Origin of the sequence: Umezawaea sp. NPDC059074 (genome assembly GCF_042738955.1) — a bacterium.
Classification (GTDB): domain Bacteria; phylum Actinomycetota; class Actinomycetes; order Mycobacteriales; family Pseudonocardiaceae; genus Umezawaea.
The window spans coordinates 79,658-102,617 of sequence record NZ_JBHYHC010000019.1 but is presented as its reverse complement, the minus strand read 5'-3'; the positions used below and the strand labels follow the sequence as shown (position 1 = coordinate 102,617).

Sequence of the window (22,960 nt, the reverse complement as noted above, 5' to 3'; positions counted from 1 at the left end):
CCTTTTTCGATTTGACAAGGCGTATTTCCAGCCTTTACAAAGCGAAAAAGGGTGGGATAATTGGCGCAATCGGGGGTTAGCCCCCCGAACGAACAACCCACCTCACCCCAGATGCGAAGTGTCGTTGACCAACCGAACGGAAGCATGTCCATCCGGGTAGAACTCCGCTACCGACAGTGACGCCAAATCCAGGTGAAGGCGAAACAACAAGCTAGGCCCCACATCAAGCGCCATCCGCAGCAGCGTCTTGATTGGCGTCACATGACTGACGACGACAACGTCCACCCCGCCGTACTCCGCGATCAACGAGTTGCGAGCCTGACGCACCCGCTGGTGCACAGCGTCAAAGCTCTCCCCACCAGGCGGAGCCACAGACGTGTCGCCCAACCACCGCCGGTGCAACTCCGGATCCCGCGAGGCAGCCTCGGTGAAGGTGAGGCCCTCCCACGCGCCGAAGTCGGTCTCGATCAACCCGTCGACCACCACGACCTCGGCGCCGAGCGCCGTGGCGACGGCTTCGGCGGTTTCCCGCGTGCGGCCCAGAGGTGAGCTGACGACGGCCTTGATGTCCTCAACCTTCGCCATCCGCTGAGCAGCAGCAGCAACCTGCCCCCGCCCGACCTCGGTCAGCGGCGGGTTGCCGCGGCCGGAGTAGCGGCGGCCCACCGACAGCTCGGTCTGGCCGTGCCGGAGCAGGTGGAAGCGAGTGGGGGTGCCGCCCGCGCCGGACCAGGACGCCGGGGCCGGAGCCGGAGCGGCGGGCTTGGTGAGGCCCGCCTGCTCATCCATGGCCCGGTTAGCCAACCGGTCAGCGTCCTTGTTCTTCTCCCGAGGAATCCACGAATACCCCACCTGCCCGAACCCAGCGGCCAACCCCCGAGCCTCAGCCGCCAACGGCTTCATCGAGGGGTGCTTGACCTGCCACCGCCCGGACATCTGCTCGACCACCAGCTTCGAGTCCATCCGCACCTCAACGGACTCGGCCCCCAACTCACCCGCAGCCCGAAGGCCGGCGATCAACCCTTGGTACTCGGCGACGTTGTTGGTCACGTGCCCCAACCCGCCGTACCGCTCGGCCAGCACCTCACCCGAGACCGCGTCCCGGACGACAGCCCCGTACCCAGCAGGCCCAGGATTCCCCCGCGACCCGCCGTCGGCTTCGACGACGACCTTCACAGGCCGGATTCCGCCGTCCGCACCATGATCGCCCCGCACTCCTCGCACCGGAGCACCTCGTCCGGAGCCGCTTCCCGAACCGCCGAGTACGCGCTCCGGTCCAGCTCGATCCGGCAAGCCCCACACCGCCGGGACCGCAGCAACCCGGCCCCGATCCCCTTGTGCGCCCGCACCTTCTCGTACAGCGCCAGCAGGTCCGCCGGGAACCCGGCCCCGGCCTTCTCGCGGTCGGCCTTCCGCTTCGCCTCGATCGAGTCGAGGTCCGCCAGCGTCGCGTCCCGACGCCGAGCCGCGTCGGCCAGCGCCTCGGTCGCCTTGTCCAGCTCGACCCGCGCGTGCTGCACGTCCGCCTCGACGGCCTCGCGGCGTTCCATCAGTTCCAGCAGGTCGTCCTCGAGCGCCGCCTGGCGGCGTTCCAACGTGGCCAGCTCGTGCTCCAGCTCGGTGAGCTGCTTCGCGCCGACCGTGCCGCCTGCCATCAGCTTCCGGTCGCGTTCTTCGCGCGCCCGGACCTGGTCGATCTCGGTCTCCTGGCGCTTCACGTCGCGGGTCAGGTCGCCGAGCGTCGTCTCGATCGTGGTCAGCGCGTCCGTCTTCGCCCGCAGCTGCTTCTCCGCTTCGGCGATCTCCACGATCTCCGGCAGCGTGCGCCTGCGGTGGTCGACGCGCGAGAGTTCGGCATCGACCTCGGCGAGCGGGAGCAGCCTGCGCTGCACGGCGGGATCGGCCTTCATCAGAATTCCAAACCGGCGGACACCCCGGTTTTGAGACCGGAGGGGAACCGCCCTGTTCGTAGGGATGTGCAAGAACTTACTAGGGGACGCGCTACCGTCCGACCATGAGTGGACGGGTGGTGAAGCGGGCCTTCAGGTACCGCTGCTACCCGTCCGACGCACAGGCGCGGGAGCTCCTGCGCACGTTCGGCTGCGTTCGGCTCGTCTACAACAGGGCTCTCGAAGCCCGCACCGCGGCTTGGTGCCGCGATCGACAGCGCGTGTCGTACACCGAGTCGTCGTCGATGCTCACGGGCTGGAAGAAGGACCCGGACTTCGCGTTCCTGGCCGAGGTGTCCTCGGTGCCGCTGCAGCAGTCGCTCCGCCACCTGCAGGGGGCGTTCGTGAACTTCTGGGAGCGACGGGCCGCTTATCCGAGGTTCAGGTCCAAGCGGAAGGGCAAGGCGTCCGCCGAGTACACCCGGTCGGCGTTCCGGTGGCGCGACGGCGGGCTCACGCTGGCGAAGATGACCGAACCGCTGGACATCCGGTGGTCCCGGCCGCTTCCCGAGGGGTGCGAGCCGACCTCGGTCACGGTGTCCCGCGACAGCGCCGGGCGGTGGCACGTGTCGATGCTGGTCGACACCGCCGTCCACGACTTCCCGGCCGTTGATCGGGTGGTCGGTGTCGACGCCGGGATCACGCACCTCGTCACGCTGTCCACCGGGGAGAAGGTCGCCAACCCGCGTCACGAGCGCCGGGACCGGCTCGCGCTCGCACAGCGGAGGCTGGCGCGCAAGGAAGCCGGCTCGGCGAACCGGGAGAGGGCTCGGCGCGAGGTCGCCCGCGTGCACGCCCGGATCTTCGACCGACGCCGCGACGCGCTGCACAAGCTCACCACTCGACTCGTCCGCGAGAACCAAACGGTCGTGATCGAGGACCTGGCGGTCCGGAACATGGTGAGGAACCACCGGCTCGCCCGTGCCATCTCCGACGCGAGCTGGTCGCGGATGCGCGCGATGCTCGCCTACAAGTGCGACTGGTACGGCCGCGACCTGGTCGTGATCGACCGGTTCCACCCCAGTTCGAAGGCGTGCTCCACGTGCGGAGCTCTCCGGGACGAACTGCCGCTCGCCGTGCGGGAGTGGACGTGCCCCTGCGGCGCCGTCCACGATCGCGACGTGAACGCGGCGAGGAACATCCTGGCCGCGGGGCTCGCGGTCACCGCCTGTGGAGACCGCGCAAGACCGCGACGCGCGCCCGCGCCGACCGGCGGCGGTCGCTGAAGCAGGAACTCCCCCAGGCGACTGGGGGAATCCCCGTCGGTCAAGGCGTGGAGAAGTCAATTAGTTGGTCCTCCTGGTTCGGCTCGTCGCACCGACAGTCCACGGATCGGTTCGGCGGGTGGAGACGAGTGCTTCGACCGTACCGTCGAAGCGCGCGCGGACCACTTCCGCCGCCTGGTCGCACCACGGCCACTCGCTCGCGAAGTGGGCCACGTCGACCAGTGCCGGCGCGTGGGGGCCTTGGGCGAGGTGTTCTGAGGCCGGGTGGTGGCGCAGGTCGGAGGTCACGTAGGCGTCGACGCGGGCCGCGGTCGCGGCGGTGAGGTAGCTGTCGCCTGAGCCGCCGCAGACGGCGACCCGGTGGATCATGCGATCAGGATCACCCGCGGCGCGGACGCCCCACACCGTTTCCGGCAGGGCGTCGGCGACGCGCTGGGTGAAGACCCGCAGGGTCTCGGGGGCGGGCAGTTCGCCGATGCGGCCGATGCCGGTGGTGGACGGGAGGTCGGCCATCTCGTGCAGGTTGAGGGCCACCTCCTCGTACGGGTGGGCGGCGCGGAGCGCGGTCACGACCTGGGTGCGCAGCCGTCGTTCGAGCACGACCTCGACGCGGGTCTCGTCGACGTGCTCCAGCTCGCCCACCGTCCCGATGGTCGGGGTGGCGCCGTCGACCGGGCGGAACTGGCCGGTGCCCGCGACGGTGAACGCGGCGTCGCGGTAGTCGCCGATCTGGCCCGCGCCGGCGGCGTGCAGGGCGGCGAGGACGTCGGCGGCGTCGGCGTGCGGGACGAACGTGGTGAGCACGTCCAGCGGCGGTGCGGGGTTGGGGCTCAGCGGGCCGGTGACGGTGAGGCCGAGCAGCGCGGCGAGCGCGTCGGACACGCCGGGGTCGGCGGCGTCGGCGTTGGTGTGCGCGGAGAACAGGCCCACGCCCGCGCGGATCAGCCGGTGGACGAGGTGGCCCTTGGGGTCGTCGGCGGGCACGCCCGTGACGCCGCGCAGCAGCAGCGGGTGGTGGGCGACGATCAGCTGCGCGCCGACCTCGATCGCCTCGTCCACGACCTCCTCGGTCGGGTCGACGACGCAGAGGACGCGGGTGACGGGGTCGGCGGGGTCGCCGCAGACCAGGCCGACCGCGTCCCACGACTCGGCGGTCTTGGGCGGGTACACGGCCTCCAGTGCCGCGACGACCTGCCCGAGGGTGGTGCTCACCGTTCCTCCAGCGCGACTCGTAGTGCGTCGACCAGCAGGTCGAACTCCCCCGGCGGCCGCGTCGCGACCCTGAGGTGGTCGGGGGTGAGACCGGGGAACGTGTCGCCGCGGCGGACCGCGATCCCCTTGTCCCGCAAGGCTTCTCGCAGCGCAAGACCGCCGTCGACCCGCAGCAGCAGGAACGGCGCTCGCGGCGGCACGACGAGGAGGTCGGCCAGCGCGCGGGCGGCGTGCTCGGTGTGCGGCACGGTCTCCTCGGCGGTCCGCCGGGCCTCCGCGACGGCCGCGGGTTCGCAGCAGGCCGTGACGGCTTCCAGGACGAGGCTGCCGACCGGCCACTGTGGACGGTGGTGGGCGAGCCTGGCGAGGGTCGCGGGGTCGCCGAGCAGGTAGCCGGCGCGCAGGCCCGCGAGGCCCCAGGTCTTGGTGAGGCTGCGCAGCACCAGCAGGCCGGGCAGGCGGGCGCCCGCCAGCGACTCCGGCTCCTCCGGCACGGTGTCGGCGAACGCCTCGTCCACGACCAGGGTCCGGCCGGGACGGGCCAGCGTCGCCAGCACGGCAGCGGAGTGCAGCACGGACGTCGGGTTGGTGGGGTTGCCGATCACGACCAGGTCGGCCTCGTCCGGCACCAGCTCGGGGCGCAGCGCGTAGCCGTCCTCGGCGCGCAGCTGCACGCGGTGCACCGGCACGCCCGCGTCGACCAGCGCCACCTCGGGCTCGGTGAACGACGGGTGCACCACGGCGGCCAGCCGCGGCCGCAACAGCGGCAGCAGCGCGAAGCCCTCGGCGGCCCCGGCGAGCACCAGCACCTCGTCCGGCTCGCGGCCGTGGCGGTCGGCGACCGTGCGGCGGGCCGTGAGGTCCGCGAGGTCGGACGGGTAGCGGCCGAGGTCGTCCAGCGCCGCCACGAGCCGGGCGCGCAGCCAGTCCGGCGGGCGCGGCAGGCGGACGTTCACGGCGAAGTCGACGAGGCCGGGGGCGGCGTCGACGTCTCCGTGGTGGCGCAGGAGGGCGCGCTCGCTGGTCATCGCCCGGAATTCTAGGCGATGAGCGCGCTTGCCCAGTTCAGGTAGGCGGAGGGCAGTGCGCGCAGGACGTCGGCCGACTCGGAGGCGGGCAGCTCGGGCAGCGCCGCCGCGGTCCGGCGGGCCAGGTCGCGGCAGTACGCGAGGGTGTCCTCGACCATCGGGCCCCGGCGCACGGCCGCCAGCACCTCGTCCGGGTCGCCTGCCAGGAGCGCCTTCAGGTCCGGGGTCATCACCCGGAGCAGCGGGAACGTGTAGACGCCCTGGCGGAGGTCGTTGCCGACGGGCTTGCCGAGCCGCAGGCGGGTGGAGGCGAGGTCGAGCAGGTCGTCGAGGATCTGGAACAGCAGCCCGAAGCTCGCGCCGTACTCGGCCATCCGCGCGGTCGTGGCCTCGTCGGCGTCGGCGCAGTGCGCGGCCAGGACGCAGCCGACCCGGAACAGCGCGCCGGTCTTGAGGGCGATCGACCGCAGCGCGCTCTCCGGCGCGCGGTTCGGGTCGTGCAGGTCGAGCACCTCCATGACCTGCCCCTCGACGAGGTCGGCCACGGCCTCCGCGAGCCGTTCGGCGGCGAACGGCGAGATGTCGCGCAGCGCCACCTGGCTGGCGCGGGCGAGCATGAAGTCGCCGACCAGGACGGCGGGTCCGGGGCCCCAGGCGGCGTTGACGGTCGGCACGCCCCGGCGTTCGGCGGCGTCGTCCATCAGGTCGTCGTGCACGAGCGAGCCCGCGTGGAGCAGTTCGACGCAGGCCGCGGAGGTGACGGCCCGGTCGGTGACGTCGCCGGCCATGGCGACGGTGCTCGCGAGGATGAGGACGGAGCGCAAGCGCTTGCCGCCCGCCGCGGTGATGCGGCCGGAGAACTCGTTCACGATCGGCAGGGAGGACGAGGTCGCCATGCGGTGGATCTCGGCCTCCACCCGCGGGAGTGCGTGCGCCAGGGCCGGGATCGTCAGGCCGAGGGTCGGAGCGGTCGTGGTGGACACGGCGTGATCGTCGCGCGGGGCGGCTTAGAGGCCGCTGAGATTAGGGTCGGGGGATGCATGTGACGTTCGTCTGCACGGGGAACATCTGCCGTTCGCCGGTCGCCGCCATCGTGTTCCGGGAGCACGTCCGGCGGGCCGGGCTCGCCGACGTGGTCGAGGTGTCCAGCGCCGGGACCGGCGGGTGGCACGTCGGCGATCCGGCGGACGAGCGGGCGGCCAAGTCGCTCGTGGACGCGGGGTACTCCTCCGACCACACCGCCGCGCAGGTGGGGGAGCTCCACCTCGGGGCGGACCTGCTGGTGGCGCTGGACTCCGGGCACGCGCGGGAGCTGCGGCGGCTGTCGGGCGACCCGGACCGGGTGCGGCTGCTGCGGTCGTTCGACCCGGACGCGGACGGCGTCGACGTGCCGGACCCGTACTACGGGGACCGCGAGGGGTTCGACCGGGTGCTGGCGATGACCGAGGCCGCGATGCCGGGGCTGTTGGCGTGGGTGCGCGAGCGGCTGTAGCGGAGCTGACCGGGCTGGACGCCCGGTCGGCCCGGTCGATCAGCGGGGACGTGCACGTCGTGGCGCTGGCCGACGGCGGGCGGGTGGTGGCCAAGGAGTCCGGTTCCGCGCTCGCCGAGGCGGCGTCGCTGCGGTGGCTGGCCGTGCCGGGCGGGCCGCCCGTGCCGAGGGTGCTCGGGCAGCGCGGGACCTGGCTGGTCACGGACTTCGTGCCCACCGGGAGTCCGGGACGAGAGGCCGCCGAGGCCTTCGGGCGGGAGCTGGCCGTGCTGCACGGCGCGGGCGCGCCCCGGTTCGGCTCTCCCCCGCCGGACGGGCCGGTGGAGGCCGCCATCGGGCTCGCGCCGATGCGCGACGCCACCGGCGAGCGCTGGCCGGAGTGGTACCTGGAGCACCGGGTCGAGCCGTACCTGCGCACGGCGGTCGACCGCGGTCTGCTCACCGAGGGGGAAGCGCGGCTCGTCACGGCCAAGGCCGAACGGGCGGACGATCCCGGCGAACCGCCCGCGCGGCTGCACGGCGACCTGTGGGCGGGCAACGTGCTCTGGGCGGCCGACGGCCGGGCGTGGCTGATCGACCCGGCCGCGCACGGCGGGCACCGCGAGACGGACCTGGCCATGCTCCACCTGTTCGGCTGCCCCCACCTGGACCGGGTGCTGGACGGCTACCGGCAGGTCACGCCCCTGGCCGACGGGTGGGCCGACCGGATCGGGCTGCACCAGCTGTTCCCGCTGCTCGTGCACGTCGTGCTCTTCGGCCGGAGCTACGCCCCCCAACTGGTCGCCGCGGCGCGATGATGGACCCATGGACGAATGGATCAACGAGCCCGCGAAGTGGTCGACCGGCGAGGACGGGGAGCTGTTCGTCACAGCCGACCCGGACACCGACCTCTGGCGCACCACGCACTACGGCTTCATCCACGGCAACGGGCACGTGCGCGGGCGGTGGGTCGACGGCGACTGCACGGTGCGGACCACGTTCTCCGCGGACTACGCCGACCAGTACGACCAGGCCGGAATCGCGCTGTGGGTCGACGAGGAGAACTGGATCAAGGCCGGGATCGAGTTCCTGGACGGCGGGTTCCAGGTCAGCGCGGTCGTGACCAGGGGCGTCTCGGACTGGTCCGTCGTCCCGACCGCCAACGCGGACCGGGTCACGATCTCCGCCGAGCGCACCGGGGACGCGGTGACCGTGCGGTACGGACTCGGCGACGACGAGCCGGTCACGATGCTGCGGCTGGCGTACTTCCCGCCGGGCGCGCGGGCGCTGGTCGGGGTGATGTGCGCGGCCCCCACCGGCCAGGGGTTCGAGGCGAGGTTCGAGCGGACCCTCGTCACCACCTGATCCCGGTTGCGCCTACCGTGGAGGTCGTGCGATTCCGGTTCCTGTTGCGGCCAGGCTGGCTGGCGTTGACGCTGGCCGTCTGGGTGTTCGCGGGCGCGTGCTTCACGATGCTCATGCCCTGGCAGTTCGGGCGCAACGACGAGCGGGTGGCGCAGAACACCGCGCTGGCGAACGCGATGAAGACGGACCCGGTGCCGGTCGACTCGGTGCTCGGCAGGCCGAACGCCGAGATCGAGTGGCACAAGGTCTCGCTGACCGGGCGCTACCTGCCCGCCGGTGAGGCCATCGCCCGGTTGCGGACGGTGCAGGGCGAGGCCGCGTTCGAGGTGCTGACCCCGTTCCGGCTGGACGGCGGGCAGGTCGTGCTGGTGGACCGGGGGTACGTGCCGCCCGCCAGCGGGGTGACCGTGCCCGAGGTGCCCGCCGCGCCGACGGACCAGGTCACGACCGTGGCGTGGGTGCGTGCCGGGGAGTCCGACGACCGCGACGCGTTCACCGAGGACGGGCGTCGGCAGGTGTACTCGATCAACTCCGCCGTGGTCGGCCGCGCGGCCGGGCTGGACGTCCGGCCGGGCTACTTCCAGCTGCTCGAGGGCCAGCCGGGCGTGGTGAACGCGCTGCCGCTGCCGCGGATGGAGTCCGGGCCGTTCTTCTCCTACGCGCTCCAGTGGATCGCGTTCGGCGTGATGGCGATCGGCGGCTGGGCGTACTTCAGCTGGCGCGAGATCCAGCCGGGCGGGGCGCTCGCGGAGCCCCGGCCGAAGCGGAAGTCGGTCGCGGAGATGCTGGCCGAGGACGAGTCAGAACTGGCGACGGCGGGCGACCAGCGCCAGGGCCGCGGCTAGCACCGCGGACAGCGCCCCCACCACCCTGGACAGCTCGACGGCCCTGGTCACGTGCCCCGCGTCGGGGTTGCGGCCGTGGCCCATCACGGCGCGGTCCTCGGCGCCGTAGGAGTACACCGTGCGCCCGCCGAGGCGGATCTCCAGCGCGCCCGCGAACGCCGCCTCGACCTGGCCCGCGTTGGGGCTGGGGTGCGCCGACGCGTCCCGCCGCCACACCTCCCACGCCTCCTTGGCCGAGCCGCCGACGACCGGGGCCGCCGCGACCGTGAGCAGGGCGGCGGCACGGGCGGGGACGAGGTTCGCCAGGTCGTCCAGCCGGGCCGCGGCCCAGCCGAAGCGCAGGTAGCGCGGCGACTTGTGGCCGATCATGGCGTCCAGGGTGTTGACCGCGCGGTAGGCCAGCAGGCCGGGCACGCCCGCGACCGCGCCCCACAGCAGCGGGGCGACGACGGCGTCGGACGTGTTCTCCGCGACCGACTCCACGGTGGCCTTGGCGATGGCGAGGGTGTCCAGCGCGGCGGGCTCGCGGCCGCACAGGTTGGGCAGGCGCTCACGGGCAGCCGCCAGGTCGCCGCCGTCGAGTTCGCGGCCCATGGCCGTGCCCTCCCTGGCCAGCGACGTGCCGCCGAGGACGACCCAGGTCGCGGCGGCCGTGGTCGCGGTCCGCACGAGTTCGCTGCGTCCGCTCAGCCGTTCCACGGCCACGCCCAGCGCCACGACGCCGCCCGCGAGCAGCGCGGTGTGCCCGACGCCCGCCGTGCGGCTGTCGCGGTAGGTGGTCCGTTCGGTCACACCCGCCGCCCGCCCGAAGAACGCCACCGGGTGGTGTCTCCTGGGATCGCCGAAGACCGCGTCCGCGGCTACTCCCAGCAACAATCCGGCCGCGCGTCCCACGCCCAAGGCAGACCTCCCCGAAGTCGAAGGGCACCGTATAGCTTCGGCTGTCACCCGTTCGAGCTAGGGGCGGACTTCCCGATGTCCGGGACTGTCGGTGCCCGGCATTAGGGTGGCCGATCGTGGAACCCGCGGGCCGTTTGAAGCTCTACGCGTACCTGGACGCGCGCGACTACCAGCGCACGTACCTGGCGATCATGCGCCTGTTCACCTCCACCCTGCTCGCCGACCTGTCCGCGGGCGAGGTCGCCGGAGCGCTCGCGGGGGCCGAGCGGCTGGGCACCGTGGACGCGGGCGAGTCCCGGATCGAGAACGTGATCAACCGGCTCAAGCAGCTCGTGGAGTGGGGGAACCTGGTCCAGGGCCGTCGCGAGGTCGTGGCGACGAGCATCGCCGAGTTCCAGCACGGCAGCGTCCGGTACCAGGTGAGCAAGCTCGCCGTGCGGGTGCAGCGGGACGTGGACCAGCTGCTGCGGGTGCCCGAGGGCGCGCGCGAGGTGTCGCGGGAGCTGCTGCCCGCGATCGAGCGCGGGCTGAGCGAGCTGGGCGGCGCGCTGTCCGAGGCGCTGGTGACCGGCGAGGGCAGGCGGTCGCGCGAGGTGCTGGCCGAGCGGGTGACGACGGTGTTCCTCCAGCACGCCGAGCTGGCGGCCACGGTCCGTGACTTCTACGCGTACCTCGGGCAGGTCGTGACGCGGCACCACCTGGCGCCCGAGGAGATCTCCGGGTTCCGCAACCTGCTGGTCGAGTACATCCAGATGGTCGTGGAGGACGTGCTGCGGCACACCCCGGCCATCGCGGACGCCCTCGCGGGTCTCGCGAAGGCGCGCGGCGAGCTGCTGCGGCTGCTCGGCGGCACGGACGGGCTGGGCGGCGAGGTCGAACGGGCGCGCGGCCGGTCCGCGGCGGACTGGCAGGAGCTGGCGGGCTGGTTCGTGGACCGGCCCGGCCACCCGAGCCAGGTGACGGCGCTGCGCGAGGCGACCGCGCGGGCCATCGGGTCGCTGCTGGCGTCGGTGAAGCGCGCGACCTCCGGCGGCGGGCTGCTGCCGGGGCGGCGCGCGGAACTGCTGAAACTGGCCGCGTGGTTCGACTCGGGCACCCGCGAGCAGGGCCACGAGCTGTACGCGGCGGCGTTCGGGCTGTACTCGGCGCGGCACGTGCTGCCCGCACCGGAGCACGACAGCGACAACGAGCGGACGGCGTGGCGCGACGGGCCGGTGCGGGACGTGACGGTCAGCGTCCGCAGCCGGGGCGACCGGGGCGCGCGCGGCCGGACGTCGCGGATCCTGGACGACCCGATCACCGAGCAGTCGTTGCTGGCGGCGGCCCGCGAGGCGGACGAGCACCGGGCCGCGTCGGTCGCCGAGCTGGCGTCGGCCGCGCCTCGGCTGGCGTCGACGACGCTGTCGGGCGACGCGCTGGGCGTGCTGTGCGAGCTGCTGACGCTGGCGATGGCGCAGCGCGAGAGCGCGGTCGACTCCGGGTCGGCCGCGGACCCCGTGCGCGGGCTGCGGGTGACCGTGGACCACGCGCCGGGCGAGACCACGAAGATCACCTCGAAGGCCGGGACGTTGACCCTGCACGACGCGCGACTGGCGTTGAGCGAATGAGCACGCCGCTGGACGACCTCCCGGACATCGACGCGGCGAACGTGGTGCGCTGCGCGCGGACGCTGCTGCGCAGGCCGCTGCTGCGCGGCGACGGGCCGGACGGGGAGCTGCTGACGCTCGTCTACCGGCACCGGTTCGCGTTGCAGGACCTGTTCGCGGGGCTGCTCGGCTACCGGCTGGTGGTGGAGCGGCGGTTCGCGCGGCTGTACAAGTCCGGGCCCGGCGTGGACGACACGCGCGGGGTGCCGGGGATGTCGCCGCGCGGGTACGCGTACCTGGCGCTGACGTTGGGCGTGCTGACCGGGGTGGGGCGGCAGACGTTGTTGTCCCGCTTGGTGTCGGACGTGCGGGCGGCGGCCGGGGAGGCCGGGATCGACGTCGTGGACGACGTGGTGGACCGGCGGGCGCTGACGGCGGCGCTGCGGCACCTGGTGTCGCTGGGCGTGCTGCACGAGACCGAGGGCCAGGTCGGCGCGGACCTCCAGACGGAGGCGCTGATCACGATCGACACGGACCTGCTGGGGCAGCTGCTGACCGGGCCGGTGGCGGAGGCGGACTCGCCTGAGCGCTTGGTGGCACTGGCGGCCCGGCCGGGGCCGCGCGGGGTCGAGCACGCGGTGCGGCGCAAGCTGGTGGAGACGCCGCTGGTGCTGTACGCGGACCTGCCGCCCGAGCAGGCGGACTGGTTGCGGCGCAACCAGCGCAAGGAGTCCGTGCTGCTGGAGAAGTGCTTCGGGCTGTTCACCGAGTCGCGCCTGGAGGGCGTGCTGGCGGCGGACCCCGAGGACTACCTGACGGACATGTACTTCCCCGGTTCCTCGACGGTCGCGCGGCTGGCGTTGCTCGCGCTGCCGTCGTTGCTGGAACTGGAGTACGACGAGGACGACGAGCCGATCACGCGCGCGGACGGGCGGCACCTGGTGTCGCCCGCGCGGTTGCGCGAGGTGCTCGACCAGCTGGTCGAGGACTACCCGGCCGCGTGGTCGAAGCAGATCGTGGAAGACCAGGACAAGCTCGTCGTCCAGGTCACGAAGTTGTTGCGGCGCATGGGACTCGCCGTCCCGTGCGACGAGGGCTGGCTGCTCAACCCGGCCGCTCACCGGTGGATACCCGAACCCGACGGCGACCCCGAGCGCGAGGTCGCCGCCCCCGCCCCGATCGAGCCGGAAGTGCCGAGCTGGTCGCTGTTCGACGAGGAGAACGTGTCGTGACGCAGGAGCGGGACAGGTGGCGGCTGCACCGCGGCGGCATCGTCAACGTGTGGCAGTACACCGAGCAGACGTTCGACTTCTCCGGCGGGCGGGCGATCTTCCAGGGCACCAACGGGTCCGGCAAGTCGCGGACGCTGGAGCTGCTGCTGCCGCTGTGCCTGGACGGCGACCTGCGGCAGGTCGGGTCGAAGGGGTTCGACACGGTCAGCCTGCGGCGGCTGATGCTGGACGACTACAACGGCGGCCCGAACCGGATCGGCTACGCGTGGATCGAGCTGCGCCGGGTCGTGGACGGGGTCGAGGAGTTCCTGACCTGCGGGCTCGGGGTGAAGGCGTCCAAGACGTCGCAGGCGATCACCGACTCCTGGCGGTTCATCACGTCCGCGCGGGTCGGCCGTGACCTCCAGCTGGCGGGGCACGAGCGGATCCCGCTGGGCCCGGCGCACCTGCGGGAGGCGATCGGCGCGGACTGCGTGCTGGAGGACGCCGCGTTCCGGGCGAAGATCGCCGAGACGGTCTACGGCGTGCCCGCCGCCCGGTACGGCGACCTGCTGCACCTCCAGCGGACGCTGCGCAACCCGGACGTCGGGTTGAAGGTGCTGGAGGGGCAGCTGGAGCAGATCCTGTCGGACGCGCTGCCGCCGCTGGACCAGACGATGGTCGAGCAGCTGGCGACGTCGTTCGACGACCTGGAGTCGATCCGGGAGAACATCACCCGGCTGTCGTCGGCGGACGCGGCGCTCGGCACGTTCCTCAAGACGTACTCCGACTACGCGTTCGGCGGGCTGCGGTCGTCGGCGGAACGGCTGCGCGGGGCCGAGGACGCCGTGCGCAAGCTGGAGCGCGAGTGCGCGCGGCTGGACGGCAACCTGGAGCGCACGCGCACGGCGCGGGCCGAGGCGGAGTCCGCGCAGACGGCGTTGGAGACCGGCGAGGGGCAGGCCGAGGAGACGATCGCGGCGCTGAAGGAACTCCCCGCGTTCCGCGACCTCCAGGACCTCCAGACCCGCGAGAAGCTGGTGGCGGAGAAGCGGTCGTCGGCGATCGCGGCGCTGGAGATGGCGACCAAGCAGCGGCAGCAGGAGGACGGCGCGGTCGACGCCGTGCTGCGGTCCGTGCGCAGGCTGCACGAGGAGCTGGGGTCGGCCGACGAGCTGACCGAGCCGCTGCGCCAGCAGTTGCGCGCGGCCGGGCTGGACTCGTCGCTCGCACCGGCCGTGCCGCGGGTGCCGCACGCCGAGGCGTCCGTGACGACGCACCTGGTGCGGGCGAAGCCCGACCCGGAGGCGGACCCGCTGCCGACCGAGCGGCGGGTGCCGCCGACGGCGGCGACGGACACCGTGCTGACGGGGTTGGAGACGGCCGCGGCGGCGACGGCGCAGATCGCGTCGACGGCCCGGCAGCGCGGCGCGCTCGCCCTCGCGCTGCACCAGCGGGCCGGGGAGCTGGACCGCGAGCAGCAGCAGGTGGAGGCGTTGCGGCAGAAGGCGAAGGACGCGCAGCACGGCGCGACCGAGGCCTCCGCGCTGCGCCACCAGGAGAGCCAGGAGCTGGCGGTCGTCGCGCGGACGTGGCTGGACGAGGTCGAGCGCTGGTGCGGCGCGGGGCCGTTGGCGGACGGGCTGCCGAACCAGGCGTTCGAGCTGCCGGAGGCCGTGGACCCGGAGGTGGCGCGGACCGTGACGGCCGCGGCGCGCGAGTGGACCGCTCCCCTGGTCCGGTCGGCGCGGGACGCGGCGCAGGCGTTCGTGGTGCGGCAGAAGGACTTGCGCGGGCGGATCAACCAGCTCGACGCCGAGTTGGCCGGTCTGCGGTCGGGCAAGGAACGGGTGCCCGAACCGGGTCGGTACGTGTCCGCGTCGCGTGATCCTCGGACGGGGACGCCGTTCTACCGGCTGGTCGACTTCCAGGCCGCCGTGAACGAGGACGGGCGAGCCGGGCTCGAGTCGGCGTTGCAGGCCAGCGGGTTGCTGGACGCGTGGGTGACGGGCGACGGGTCGGCGTTGACCGACGACGTGACCGCGGTGCCGCGGGAGGCCGTGACCGGGCCGTCGCTGGCGTCGGTGCTGGTCCCGGCCGTGGAGCCGGGGTCCGTGGTGTCCGCCGAGGTGGTCGCGGGGCTGCTCGCGGCGGTGTCGCTGGACGACGGGGCCGGGCTGGCGCTGTCGACCGACGGCCGCTGGCGGGCCGGGGTGCTCGGCGGCGCGTGGCGCAAGCCCGCCGCGGAGTTCATCGGCGCGGGAGCGCGGGAGTCCGCGCGGCGGCGGCGGATCGAGGTGCTGGAGGACGAGCTGGCGGAGCTGCGCGGCGAGCTCGGGTCGGCCGAGGACGAGCTGGCGGGCGCGCGCGACCACGTGACGCGGTGGGAGGCGCACCTGGACGGGTTCCCGTCCGACGGCGACCTGATCGCCAAGCACAGCCGGGAACAGGCGGCCCGCGAGTCGGCGGACCGCGCCGAGGCCAAGGCGCGCGAGCTGCGGGCGTCGTTGGAGGAGGCCCAGGCCCGCGGCGAGGCGGCACGTGGCGAGTTGGTGCGGCAGGCCGGTGAGGCGGGGCTGCCCGCGGAGACCGAGGGGCTGCGGCAGTCGCAGCAGGCCGCGGGCGACGCGCAGCGGACCGCCGACCGGCTCGGCGACCTGCTGCGGCGGGGGTGCCAGGGAGCTGTGACGGACCTGACCGACGCCACCCGCCGCTACCACGCGGCGGGCGAGGACCGGGCCGCGGCGGAAGCGGACGCCGAGGCCCGCTGCGTCGACCACACGACGCAGGCCACGACGTTGGCGGAGCTGACCGAGGCCATCGGCGGCGAGGCGCGCGAGATCGCGGACCAGCTCGGCTCGTTGGAGTCGGCGCGGCGCAAGTACCGCGAGGACCTCAAGTCCAAGCGCGAGGAGGTCGCGTCGGCCCGTGAGCAGGCCGCGAAGCTCGAAGCGCAGTTGGAGGGGGCGCGCTCGTCCCTGGAGGACGCCTCGGGCGAGCGGACGCGGGTCGCCGAGCAGTTCAAGGCGACCGTGGCGGCCCCCGGCATCCTGGTCGCCGCGCTGCCGGACGTGGACGGCGACCTGGACGCGATCCGGGAGGCCATCACCGCGGCGGGCGACCGTCGGGGCGCGGGCGAGGCCACGGTGATCACCAAGCTCCAGGCGTTGCAGACCTCGCTCGCGGGCAGCCACGACATCGCCGCCGAACAGCACGCGGGACTGCTGACGGTGACCGTGACCGGCGAGGAGGGCACCCGGCCGGTGGCCGTGGCCGCGCGGCAGGTGACGGCGAAGCTGGCCGACCAGCGCGGGTTCCTCAACGAGCAGTACCAGGGCGTGTTCGCCGACTACCTGATCCGCGACCTGGCCGAGTGGCTGCGCGGGCAGGTCGCCGTCGCCGAGGACCTGTGCAAGCGGATGAACGACGTGCTGAGCAAGGCCCGGTCGAGCCAGGGCGTGCACGTGAAGCTGTCGTGGAAGCCGTCGTCCGCGCTGGACGAGGAGACGCGGACCTCGCTCGCGCTGGTGCGGGAACCGTTCGCCAACCGCACGCCCGAACAGGACGAGGCGCTGCGGCGGGTGTTCACCGAGCGGATCGAGACCGAACGCGACGCCGACTCGGGCAACTACGCCGAGGTCCTGTCACGGGCGCTGGACTACCGCACGTGGCACCAGTTCACCGTGACCGTCGGCGACACCGGCCCGGACGGCGGCCCGCGGGAACGGCGGTTGAAGCAGCTGTCGTCCGGCGAGACCCGCCTGATCTCGTACGTGACCCTGTTCGCCGCGGCGGCGTCGTTCTACGACGCGGTGAGCAGCGGCGCGGACTCGTTCGACCCGCTCCGCCTGGTGCTGCTGGACGAGGCGTTCGAGCGCCTCGACGACCCCACCATCGCCCGCATGCTGGGGCTGCTGGTGGACCTCGACATGGACTGGGTGATCACCTGGCCGAGCGGCTGGGGCGTCTCCGACAAGATCCCGAGGATGCACATCTACGACGTCCTCCGCCCCCGCAACGGCCGCGGCGTGGCCTGCACCCAAACCACCTGGGACGGCGCGGCCCTGGACCGAGTGGACCCGTAGTGGCCGGCGGGCCTGGTTCGTGAGCACCGCGAGCCAGGCCGGTGGTTCGGCGTGGGCGGCGAAGGACCGTGCTGGATCCGCGTGGCCTCGTGGGCGGCTGAACCGGCCGAGCCTCGTGATCGGTCAAGCGGTCACGAGTCGGGTCGGGAAGGCGCGGCAGGCGGGCGGGTCAGAGGCGGCGGTCGTGCAGGGGGCCTGGGGTGGCCTGGACCCAGACGACCTGGGCCGGGGCGGCGTTGGGCCTGGTGGCGCCGTAGTGGTAGCCGCCGTGTTTCACGGCTGACGCATTCGCGGAGTTCGCGGTATTCCGCGCGCGGAATCGTTCCGGGCGTCTCGGGCCGTCGAGCAGGTCACACATGTGAATGTCCTGTCGCAGAAGCGGGAGCAAGCCACCAGCGCATTGGGGACCTCCCCGCTGTCGGGACGGGCACCAGCACGAACACCGGACCCTTAATCTCTGCATAACCTTCGGGCACGACTTGACCACGGCTGATCCAGGCGGGTCAATAATGATCAACAAAGGCTGCCCGAACCCACCTTCCCCGGCTTCCCGGATGAACCTCCGCCGTTTGTCGGGAGCGGACCGGGGTGATATGGCGGTCCGGTCCGGCCAATTCGTTGATCGCTCAACCAGGCGGTAGACCGGGCGGTGCCCGAGCGGGCAGCGGCGTTAGGGTTGGCGGGTGCTGGACGACGACCTCCGCGACCGCTACGACCTCCCCGGACTGGCCGAGCTGTGGCGCGTGGCGCTGGAGACGCTGGAAGGCGGGCGCTCCGCGTTCAGCCTCCAGGTCGTCGACGAGGACATGGCCCGCGGCTTGAGCGCCGTGCTGCACAAGGACGTCGCCGCCCCGGCCCGGCGGCAGCTGTCGGTGGTGCGGTTGGACGAGCACCTCCGGGTGGACGGAACGTCGTTGCCGGAGGTGCTGCGGGTGGTGCACGGGCGGCCCGTGCTGGTGCCGCCCGGCCAGATGTCGTGGCGGTCCCAGTGGCTCGCCCAGGTCCGCCGGTACGACGGCATTCCCGCCGAGGAGTTCGACGGCGTCGTCGCACGCGCCGACGAGGTGCTGACGGCCGTCCTCGCCGGAGGGGCGTGGCCCGAGGCCGATCCGGTCGTGCGGAAGGTCGCCGAACGCGCGCTGGCCCTAGCCGGTGGGCCTCATCAGGGCGGATGACCGCACGCCGCCCGCGCCCAGGAACTCCGCCACGGGCAGCGTCGCCGCGCCCATCGCGACCGACTCGGTGCCCAGCTCGCACAGCTTGATCTTCGCCTGCTGGTACGGGTGGTGCAGGGAGTGCTTCGCGGCCACCTCGCGGATGGCGGGCAGCAGCCGCTCACCCAGCAGCAGGCCGGCCCAGCCGCCCACTATCACCCGCTCGGGGTTGAAGATGTTGATCAGGTTGCCGATGCCCGCCCCGGCGTAGCGGGCGGTCTCGTTCAGCACCTCCCGCGCCGCCTGCGAGTCCTCGGCGAGCAGGTCGCGCAGCGCCACTTCCTCGTCCTCGATCTCCTGCGGCAGCCCCGCGGCCTCGCGGTGCCTGCTCAGCACGCCCTTCGCGCCGATGTACGCCTCCAGGCAGCCGTGCGCGCCGCACCGGCAGGGCCTGCCGTCCAGCGACAGCGTCGTGTGGCCCCACTCGCCCGCGCCGCCCGAAGCGCCGCGGTACGGCACGCCGTCGGCGATGACGCTCGCGCCGACGCCGGAGCCGATGAGGGCGATCACGGCGTTGCGCGCGCCCCGGCCCGCGCCGAACCACATCTCCGCTTGACCCAGCGTGTTCGCGCCGTTGTCGATGAACAGCGGCAGGTCCGTCCCGGCGCGCAGCATCCGCTCCAGGGGCACGCCGTTCCACCCGACGGTCTGGGCGTGGACCAGCAGCTCCGACCCGCGCTCGACGAGACCGGGAACGCCGACGCCCACCCCGAGGATCCGGCCGGGGTCCACGCCGCTGTCCTCGACGCACTGGGCGAGGCCCGCGAGCACGCGCTCGACCACGGCCTCGCCCCGGTTGGCGATCGTGTCCATCTGGAACGTGCTCATGGCGAGCCGCCGCAGGGTGAGGTCGAAGACCTCGACCAGCACGTGCGTCTCGCCGACGTCGACGCCCACCACGCACGCGTGGTCGGGGTTGACGCGGAGCAGCACGCGGGGCCTGCCGCCGTCGGAGCCGACCAGACCCGCCTCGACCACGACCTGGTCCTCGACCAGCTCGCCGACGACGTTGCTGACCGACGCCTGGCTCAGCCCGGTCGCGCCCGCGAGCTCGTGGCGGCTGAACTGGCCGTCGAAGTACAGCCTGCGCAACACGCGGGCGCGGTTGCTCGTCCTCAAGTCGCGCATCGTCCGCTTGCTCCGCTGCACTGCACTCCCCTTTGCCAAGCCTTGACGCCCTGAGGTCACATGGGTTAAATCACATCTTGAAATAAGGCGTGATGCCGGACACCCCGACTATGCCAGCCGATCCCTGAACCCGGTAACGCAAGGTCGCCACCACGCCCCAGCTGCCCTGCTCAGCTGTCCAGTACGGAACGAGGAACCCTGCCATGCCGAAGCCTCGAAGGTCCCTACTCTCCGCCCTCGGCGCCACGCTGCTGGCGGCAGCCGTGGTCGCCGTGCCGAACGCGCCCGCGCAGGCCGCGGGCGAACAGGTCAACGTGTGGCTGACGACCACCACCAGCGCCGACCGCGGGACGCAGGTGACGAGGGGTCTCCAGCCGCAGACCCCGGTCACCTTCGCGGCGGGCACGGGCACCGGCGGCCAGACCATCACGGTCAACGAGAACACCCGCTACCAGACGTTCGAGGGCGGTGGCGCGTCGTTCACCGACAGCGCCGCGTGGCTGATGAACAGCAGCGGCTACCTCAGCGCCGCCACCCGCGAAGACACGATGAAGAAGCTGTTCGACCCGGTCAACGGCATCGGCCTGTCGATGACCCGCAACCCGATGGCGTCGACGGACCTCGCGCGGTTCGACTACTCCTACGACGACACGTGCTGCGACGTCAACGACTTCAAGATCGACCACGACCTCGCCGACGTGCTGCCGCTGACCAAGCGCGCCAAGGAGCTGAACCCGGCGCTGCGCGTGATGGCGTCCCCGTGGAGCGCGCCCGCGTGGATGAAGGACAACAACTCCATGCGCCAGGGCTGGCTGAAGGCCGAGTACTACGGCACCTACGGCCAGTACTTCGCCAAGTACGTGCAGGCCTACCAGTCGCGGGGCATCCCGATCGACTACGTGACGCCGCAGAACGAGCCGGGCTGCTGCCCCGGCTACCCGTCGATGCAGTGGAACACCGCGGGCCTGATCAACTTCACCAAGAACGGCATCTACCCCGCGTTCCGGGCGGCCGGGATCAACACCAAGGTGCTGATCTACGACTGGAACTGGGACGGCTACAACACGTGGGTCAAGCCGCAGCTCCAAGACCCGGCGATCGTGAACGACCCGTTGTTCGGCGGCATCGCGTGGCACGGCTACGTCGGTGACGTCTCCGCGCAGACCACCGCGCACAACGAGTTCCCGAACGTCAAGGCGTTCGACACCGAGCACTCCGGCGGCACCTGGATCGGCGACCAGCACCGCGAGGACATGTTCAACATCATCGACTACACCCGCAACTGGGGCAGCTCGGTCGTCAAGTGGAGCCTCGCGCTCGACGAGCAGATGAACCCGCACAACGGCGGCTGCGGCACCTGCACCGGCTTCATCACCGTGCACAACAACGACGGCAAGCGCGGCCAGGTCACCTACAACGTCGAGTACTACACGATGGGCCACCTGACCAAGTTCGTGAAGCCGGGCGCGCAGCGCATCGAGTCCAACGACAACGGGTCGGTCAAGAACGTCGCGTGGCGCAACACCGACGGCTCGAAGGCCCTCATCGCGTACAACACGACCGGCAGCACCCAGAACGTCAAGGTGAACTGGGGCAACTCGTCGTTCAACTACAGCCTGCCCGCCCGCACGACCGCCACGTTCACCTGGAACGGCACGCAGGGCGGCACCCCGCCCGCCACCGGCGGCACGATCACCGGCCTGGGCGGCAAGTGCCTCGACGTCGCGGGCGCGAGCAGCACCAACGGCACCGCGGTGCAGCTCTACGACTGCAACGGCAGCACCGCGCAGAAGTGGACCGTGGGCACCGACGGCACGATCCGCGTGCTCGGCAAGTGCCTGGACATCAAGGACAACAGCGTCGCCGACGGCGCCAAACTCCAGATCTGGGACTGCGCGGGCGGCAACAACCAGAAGTGGAACGTCACGTCGTCCCGCGACATCGTGAACCCGGCCACGAACAAGTGCTTGGACGCGACCGGCAACTCCTCGGCGAACGGCACCCTGGCCCAGATCTGGGCCTGCACGGGTGCGGCCAACCAGAAGTGGACCGTGACGGCGTAGCACGCCAGGGCTGAAGGGGGCAGGGGGTTGGCGGACCTCCTGCCCCCTTCTCCGTTTCCCGGTCCGTTTTCTCAGTCCGTCGCGAAGCGCTGTTCGTCCCAGCGGCCGTGGGCTTCCAGGAGTTTGCGGCCGACGCGTTTGAGGTCGGCGATGTCGCGGTCGTCCAGGTGGTCGGAGAAGGCGGCGGCCACGGTGTCGCGGTAGGCGGCGGCCGTGACGTCCTCGACCATCCGCCTGCCCTGCTCGGTCAGGACGGCGTAGACCAGTCTGCGGTTGTCCGGCGGCTGTTCGCGGGCTACCCAGCCGCGTTTCACCAGGCGTTCGACCAGGCGCGTCACGCCGCTCGGGCTCACCGAGAGCAGATCGGACAGGTCCAGCATGCGGAGTCTGCCGCCGTTCATCTTCAGCCGGTAGAGGGCCGAGTGCTCGAGCAGCGAGCAGCCCGCTACGGCTTCCATGCGGTCGCTCATCGCCGACTGGGACGCCTCCACGCCCTGGTGGGCGTACAGCCAGGCCAGCAGGGCGTCGCTCGGCTCGGTCATGGCGGTCATCCTAGCAATTCGTTTGACGCCGGGACGTTTTCAGTGTCAATCTTTTCGCATGACAACTTTGGTTACTGGTGCCACTGGCGCTCAGGGCGGCGCTGTTGCTCGATTGCTGCTTGCTCGTGGGCATGTTGTGCGTGCTCTTACGCGGGATCCCGGCGGTGCTGCCGCCGGGCGGTTGCGGGCGGCGGGGGCGGAGGTGGTTGGAGGGGATTTTGACGATCCGGCGTCGCTGTCGGCCGCGTTGGTCGGTGTTGGGTCTGTGTTCGCGGTGACCACGCCGTTCGGGACTGATCCGGCCACCGAGACTCGGCAGGGGATCGCGTTGGTCGATGCGGCGGCGGGTGTGGATCACATCGTGTTCACGTCGGCCGCCAATGCGGACCGGGGCACGGGGATTCCGCACTTCGACAGCAAGCAGCGGATTGAGGAGCACTTGGCGGCTGGGTCTGTGCGGTGGACGGTGCTCGGACCCGCCGCGTTCGTGGATGACAAGTTCGGTGAGTGGTCGTTGAGCGGGCTGCGGCGGGGGGTGCTCGGGTTGCCGATGCCTTCCGATGCTCCGATGCACCTGGTGGCTGTTGCCGATATCGCCGCTGTGGCTGTGTTGGCGTTGGAGCAGCCTGGGCGGTTTGACCGGGTGCGGATGGATTTGGCGGGAGAGGTGACTACGCCTGCGGCGATGGCTTCGGTGTTGACGGCGGCCATCGGGTCGCCGATTCGGCATCATCGGCCGCCGATGGAGGTGGTGGAGCGGCATTCGATGGATTTGGCGTTGATGTTCCGGTACTTCAGTGAGGTGGGGTTGGACGTGGCGGTTCCCGCGTTGCCGGAGATCACTTGGACGCGGTATGCCGATGTGGTGGCGGGGATGCCGTGGGGTGAGTTGCTGCGGGAGGGGTGAACTGCGGCTTCGGCTTCCAGCTTGGTCGCCTGGCGGCTTCGTTTTCCAGCCCGCTGTGTCCGATTTGATTTGGGGCCCCTAGATTTGCCCCTTGATCGGGCCAAAAGGCAGTGCCCCAAAGCCCTGCCCGATCTCCAATTTTAAGGGGCAAATCCCCCAAATAAAATCGGACACGTACCAACCAGCCAGCCCCAGCAGGTAGGCAATCGGCTCTGCGAGCTCTGGCAG

At 72.0% G+C, this 22,960-nt stretch carries 19 protein-coding genes; 11 read left to right on the top strand and 8 right to left on the bottom strand.

Annotated elements, in window-relative coordinates; genetic code table 11:
• Positions 1-102 precede the first annotated feature (102 nt).
• Together ACFWW9_RS11925 and ACFWW9_RS11920 are read right to left on the bottom strand one after the other, a co-directional pair.
• Entirely contained in the window at positions 103-1,176 is a 1,074-nt protein-coding gene (locus ACFWW9_RS11925) for a bifunctional RNase H/acid phosphatase (RefSeq protein WP_390374947.1), read from the bottom strand.
• Positions 1,173-1,910, bottom strand: a complete 738-nt coding sequence (locus ACFWW9_RS11920) for a zinc ribbon domain-containing protein (protein ID WP_390374944.1) — start codon at positions 1,908-1,910, stop codon at positions 1,173-1,175. The genes ACFWW9_RS11925 and ACFWW9_RS11920 overlap by 4 nt, the downstream gene beginning before the upstream one ends.
• A 104-nt stretch (positions 1,911-2,014) precedes the next feature.
• Between ACFWW9_RS11920 and ACFWW9_RS11915 the strand changes: the two genes are divergently transcribed.
• Positions 2,015-3,175, top strand: a complete 1,161-nt coding sequence (locus tag ACFWW9_RS11915; protein ID WP_390374941.1) for an RNA-guided endonuclease InsQ/TnpB family protein — start codon at positions 2,015-2,017, stop codon at positions 3,173-3,175.
• A 60-nt stretch (positions 3,176-3,235) separates the two neighbouring features.
• Here ACFWW9_RS11915 and ACFWW9_RS11910 read toward each other — a convergent pair whose 3' ends face one another.
• The 3 genes from ACFWW9_RS11910 to ACFWW9_RS11900 are packed head-to-tail and all read right to left on the bottom strand — an operon-like array spanning position 3,236 to position 6,398.
• Positions 3,236-4,387: a Nif3-like dinuclear metal center hexameric protein gene (locus ACFWW9_RS11910; RefSeq protein ID WP_390374938.1), complete on the bottom strand. Its 1,152-nt coding sequence runs from the start codon at positions 4,385-4,387 to the stop codon at positions 3,236-3,238.
• Complete coding sequence (gene cobC / locus ACFWW9_RS11905) at positions 4,384-5,415, bottom strand: Rv2231c family pyridoxal phosphate-dependent protein CobC (RefSeq protein WP_390374935.1); 1,032 nt, start codon at positions 5,413-5,415, stop codon at positions 4,384-4,386. Before cobC ends, ACFWW9_RS11910 begins: the two co-directional genes overlap by 4 nt.
• An 11-nt stretch (positions 5,416-5,426) precedes the next feature.
• Complete coding sequence (locus ACFWW9_RS11900; RefSeq protein ID WP_390374932.1) at positions 5,427-6,398, bottom strand: polyprenyl synthetase family protein; 972 nt, start codon at positions 6,396-6,398, stop codon at positions 5,427-5,429.
• Between the two features lie 53 nt (positions 6,399-6,451).
• Between ACFWW9_RS11900 and ACFWW9_RS11895 the strand changes: the two genes are divergently transcribed.
• Genes ACFWW9_RS11895 through ACFWW9_RS11880 form a run of 4 tightly spaced genes read left to right on the top strand, consistent with a single transcriptional unit; the run spans position 6,452 to position 9,096 of the window.
• On the top strand, positions 6,452-6,907 hold the full coding sequence (locus tag ACFWW9_RS11895) for a low molecular weight protein-tyrosine-phosphatase (protein ID WP_390374929.1): 456 nt from the start codon (positions 6,452-6,454) through the stop codon (positions 6,905-6,907).
• Positions 6,886-7,704 (top strand): fructosamine kinase family protein, encoded by an 819-nt coding sequence (locus tag ACFWW9_RS11890; protein ID WP_390374926.1) that lies wholly within the window; start codon positions 6,886-6,888, stop codon positions 7,702-7,704. The genes ACFWW9_RS11895 and ACFWW9_RS11890 overlap by 22 nt, the downstream gene beginning before the upstream one ends.
• A gap of 7 nt (positions 7,705-7,711) precedes the next feature.
• Entirely contained in the window at positions 7,712-8,251 is a 540-nt protein-coding gene (locus tag ACFWW9_RS11885) for a DUF1349 domain-containing protein (RefSeq protein ID WP_390374923.1), read from the top strand.
• 26 nt (positions 8,252-8,277) lie between these two features.
• Positions 8,278-9,096, top strand: coding sequence for an SURF1 family protein (locus ACFWW9_RS11880; RefSeq protein WP_390374920.1), 819 nt, complete (start codon positions 8,278-8,280; stop codon positions 9,094-9,096).
• Here ACFWW9_RS11880 and ACFWW9_RS11875 read toward each other — a convergent pair.
• Positions 9,052-9,996 (bottom strand): cobalamin biosynthesis protein, encoded by a 945-nt coding sequence (locus ACFWW9_RS11875; RefSeq protein WP_390374916.1) that lies wholly within the window; start codon positions 9,994-9,996, stop codon positions 9,052-9,054. The two genes, ACFWW9_RS11880 and ACFWW9_RS11875, sit on opposite strands and share 45 nt — an antisense overlap.
• Positions 9,997-10,112: 116 nt before the next feature.
• Here ACFWW9_RS11875 and ACFWW9_RS11870 point away from each other — a divergent pair, with 116 nt between their 5' ends.
• From ACFWW9_RS11870 to ACFWW9_RS11855, 4 genes are all read left to right on the top strand, one after another.
• A complete protein-coding gene (locus tag ACFWW9_RS11870; protein ID WP_390374913.1) occupies positions 10,113-11,603 on the top strand; it encodes a DUF2397 domain-containing protein in 1,491 nt (496 codons plus the stop codon).
• Positions 11,600-12,814: a TIGR02678 family protein gene (locus ACFWW9_RS11865; protein WP_390374910.1), complete on the top strand. Its 1,215-nt coding sequence runs from the start codon at positions 11,600-11,602 to the stop codon at positions 12,812-12,814. The genes ACFWW9_RS11870 and ACFWW9_RS11865 overlap by 4 nt, the downstream gene beginning before the upstream one ends.
• Positions 12,811-16,878: a TIGR02680 family protein gene (locus ACFWW9_RS11860; RefSeq protein ID WP_390374908.1), complete on the top strand. Its 4,068-nt coding sequence runs from the start codon at positions 12,811-12,813 to the stop codon at positions 16,876-16,878. Before ACFWW9_RS11865 ends, ACFWW9_RS11860 begins: the two co-directional genes overlap by 4 nt.
• A 683-nt stretch (positions 16,879-17,561) precedes the next feature.
• Positions 17,562-18,053, top strand: coding sequence for a hypothetical protein (locus ACFWW9_RS11855; protein WP_390374905.1), 492 nt, complete (start codon positions 17,562-17,564; stop codon positions 18,051-18,053).
• Here ACFWW9_RS11855 and ACFWW9_RS11850 read toward each other — a convergent pair.
• Complete coding sequence (locus ACFWW9_RS11850) at positions 18,024-19,220, bottom strand: ROK family protein (protein WP_390374902.1); 1,197 nt, start codon at positions 19,218-19,220, stop codon at positions 18,024-18,026. The genes ACFWW9_RS11855 and ACFWW9_RS11850 overlap by 30 nt on opposite strands.
• 203 nt (positions 19,221-19,423) lie before the next feature.
• Here ACFWW9_RS11850 and ACFWW9_RS11845 point away from each other — a divergent pair, with 203 nt between their 5' ends.
• Entirely contained in the window at positions 19,424-21,283 is a 1,860-nt protein-coding gene (locus tag ACFWW9_RS11845; protein WP_390374899.1) for a lectin, read from the top strand.
• Positions 21,284-21,354: 71 nt separating this feature from the next.
• Here the strand turns inward: ACFWW9_RS11845 and ACFWW9_RS11840 are convergent, their stop codons facing one another.
• Positions 21,355-21,825 carry a MarR family winged helix-turn-helix transcriptional regulator gene (locus ACFWW9_RS11840; RefSeq protein ID WP_390374896.1) on the bottom strand — a complete coding sequence of 157 codons (471 nt, stop codon included), beginning with the start codon at positions 21,823-21,825 and terminating at the stop codon, positions 21,355-21,357.
• On the opposite strand from ACFWW9_RS11840, the gene ACFWW9_RS11835 reads away from it, so the two are divergent.
• On the top strand, positions 21,740-22,732 hold the full coding sequence (locus ACFWW9_RS11835; protein WP_390374894.1) for an NmrA family NAD(P)-binding protein: 993 nt from the start codon (positions 21,740-21,742) through the stop codon (positions 22,730-22,732). The genes ACFWW9_RS11840 and ACFWW9_RS11835 overlap by 86 nt on opposite strands.
• Positions 22,733-22,960 lie beyond the last annotated feature (228 nt).

What these genes read in the sequence shown, in the direction of transcription:
- ACFWW9_RS11920 (WP_390374944.1), bottom strand. Translation starts at nt 1,910, where the DNA reads ATGAAGGCCGATCCCGCCGTGCAGCGCAGGCTGCTCCCGCTCGCCGAG.
- ACFWW9_RS11885 (WP_390374923.1), top strand. Translation starts at nt 7,712, where the DNA reads ATGGACGAATGGATCAACGAGCCCGCGAAGTGGTCGACCGGCGAGGAC.
- ACFWW9_RS11835 (WP_390374894.1), top strand. Translation starts at nt 21,740, where the DNA reads ATGCGGTCGCTCATCGCCGACTGGGACGCCTCCACGCCCTGGTGGGCG.
- ACFWW9_RS11845 (WP_390374899.1), top strand. Translation starts at nt 19,424, where the DNA reads ATGCCGAAGCCTCGAAGGTCCCTACTCTCCGCCCTCGGCGCCACGCTG.
- ACFWW9_RS11865 (WP_390374910.1), top strand. Translation starts at nt 11,600, where the DNA reads ATGAGCACGCCGCTGGACGACCTCCCGGACATCGACGCGGCGAACGTG.
- ACFWW9_RS11915 (WP_390374941.1), top strand. Translation starts at nt 2,015, where the DNA reads ATGAGTGGACGGGTGGTGAAGCGGGCCTTCAGGTACCGCTGCTACCCG.
- cobC (WP_390374935.1), bottom strand. Translation starts at nt 5,415, where the DNA reads ATGACCAGCGAGCGCGCCCTCCTGCGCCACCACGGAGACGTCGACGCC.
- ACFWW9_RS11840 (WP_390374896.1), bottom strand. Translation starts at nt 21,825, where the DNA reads ATGACCGAGCCGAGCGACGCCCTGCTGGCCTGGCTGTACGCCCACCAG.
- ACFWW9_RS11850 (WP_390374902.1), bottom strand. Translation starts at nt 19,220, where the DNA reads ATGCGCGACTTGAGGACGAGCAACCGCGCCCGCGTGTTGCGCAGGCTG.
- ACFWW9_RS11895 (WP_390374929.1), top strand. Translation starts at nt 6,452, where the DNA reads ATGCATGTGACGTTCGTCTGCACGGGGAACATCTGCCGTTCGCCGGTC.